Here is a 1,804-nt window from a genome sequence, read left to right as displayed (position 1 = left end):
CACACCCACTCCACCCACGCGGTCGCCTTCGCCCAGGCCCGCCGCCCCATCCCCGTCCTGGGCACCACCCACGCCGACACCTTCAACGGGCCCGTCCCCGTGACCGAGGACCTGACCCCCGAACAGTGCGCCCGGGACTACGAGTTCAACACCGGCCAGGTGATCGTCGCCATGCTCCGCTCCGACCCGCGGCGGGCGGAAGAGGTCCCCGGCGCCCTGGTCTCCCGTCACGGCCCCTTCACCTGGGGCCCCACCGCCACCGCCTCGCTGGAGAACGCCGTCGTCTGCGAAGCCGTCGCCGAGATGGCCCTGCACACCCTGGCCCTCCGCGCCCAGCTGGGGGAGGTCTCCGACCCCCCGGAGCACCTGCTGGAGCGCCACTACACCCGCAAGCACGGTCCCGGCGCCTACTACGGCAACACCGCCGCTCCCGCCCCGGCGCCCGCGCCAGCCGTCCGCACCCCCGCGCGGTGACCCGGGCGGCGCGCGCCGCGGGCGGGCGGGAGGCCGCCCCCGTCGATTTGACATGGACACTGTCATCTTGTGGGTAGGTATGGGGAGACCGGCACCGTGAACCGCGGGGAGAGAAGCCATGAGACTTGCTCGCACGTCCGGCGCGGCGGCCTTCGCGCTGTCCCTCCTGCTCGCCCTGACGCTCTCGATGACGTCCGCGCCGTCCGCGCAGGCGGGCCAGACCGCCGTGCGCGGGGCGGACCCGAGCGTCCTGCGGGTCGGCGGGACCTACGTCTCCGTCCAGTCGACCGGCGGCGGCATCGCCGTGCGGCAGGCGTCCTCGACCGAGGGCCTGGCCTCGGCGACCGCACGGCAGGTCTGGTCGGACAGCCGGAATCTCGGCGAGGTCTGGGCGCCCGAGATCGTGCGGGACGGCGGTCGCTACTACATCTACTTCACGGCCGGCCGCGGCGCCGCGCACCGGATGTACGTGATCAGCTCCTCCGCCCCGGACGCCGGGTACTCCGCGGAGACGAAGCTCGCCCTGCCCGACGACAAATGGGCCATCGACGGGACGATGTTCACCTTCAGTGGTCAGCGCTGGTTCGTCTGGTCCGGGTGGGCCGGTGACACCAACGTCGAGCAGAACCTCTACATCGCGCGGATGAGCAGTCCGACCACCCCGACCGGTGGACGCCACGTCATCTCCCAGCCGCGGGAGAGCTGGGAGCGCGTGGTCGGCGATCCGTACATCAACGAGAGTCCCGAGGCGATCAAGGACCCCAACGGGCAGCTGCACATCGTGTACTCCGCCAACGGCAGCTGGAGCGACCAGTACTGCCTGGCCGACCTCAGGCTGCGGGCCGGCGGCGACCCGACCCACGTGTGGGACTGGTACAAGTCGAACGGCTGCCTGTTCGGCTCCCACCGCGCCACGATGATGCCCGGCTGGGACCCCACCCTGTACGTGAACGGTCCCGGTCACCACACCTTCGTGCTGCTCGACGGGGACATCGCCACCAGCCCGCCCGCCGGGCCGAGGTTCCCGCTGATGTTCCACGCCGTTCCCAAGGGAACCCCGTACTCGTGGGACAACCGGTACTGGTACACCGGGACGTTCTGCTGGTGGGGCAACACCACCTACAGCCGCGCCAACGTCCCCGGCCCCAACACCGACACGGGGTGGAGCCTGAAGTTCTTCGAGTGAGCCGGACGCCCGGGGCCGGAGCACCGGAAGGCGTCGTCTCCGGACGGCACGGCCGCCGGCCGGTCCGCCCGCCCCCGCGGAACGCGGGCGCTCCCGGTCCGGCCGGCGCCTTGTGCGGCCGGGTCAACACGGCCTGCGGCCGGG

Annotated in this window: 2 protein-coding genes; both read left to right on the top strand. The window is 72.3% G+C overall.

Going from position 1 to position 1,804, the window contains the following annotated elements; all coding sequences use genetic code 11:
• The coding region (locus A2U95_RS32350; RefSeq protein WP_240957164.1) for a class II aldolase/adducin family protein at nucleotides 1-474 on the top strand (474 nt) is incomplete at its 5' end.
• 118 nt (nucleotides 475-592) lie between these two features.
• The gene (locus A2U95_RS02020; protein WP_166020521.1) at nucleotides 593-1,660 is read left to right on the top strand and encodes a glycoside hydrolase family 43 protein; all 1,068 of its coding nucleotides are present in this window, start codon (nucleotides 593-595) and stop codon (nucleotides 1,658-1,660) included.
• The last annotated feature ends 144 nt before the right edge of the window (nucleotides 1,661-1,804 follow it).

The organism is Streptomyces chilikensis (assembly GCF_001642695.1).
In the GTDB taxonomy this organism is placed as follows: domain Bacteria; phylum Actinomycetota; class Actinomycetes; order Streptomycetales; family Streptomycetaceae; genus Streptomyces; species Streptomyces chilikensis.
Note: the sequence above shows the minus strand (reverse complement) of the source record. Positions and strands in the feature narration are given on the sequence as shown.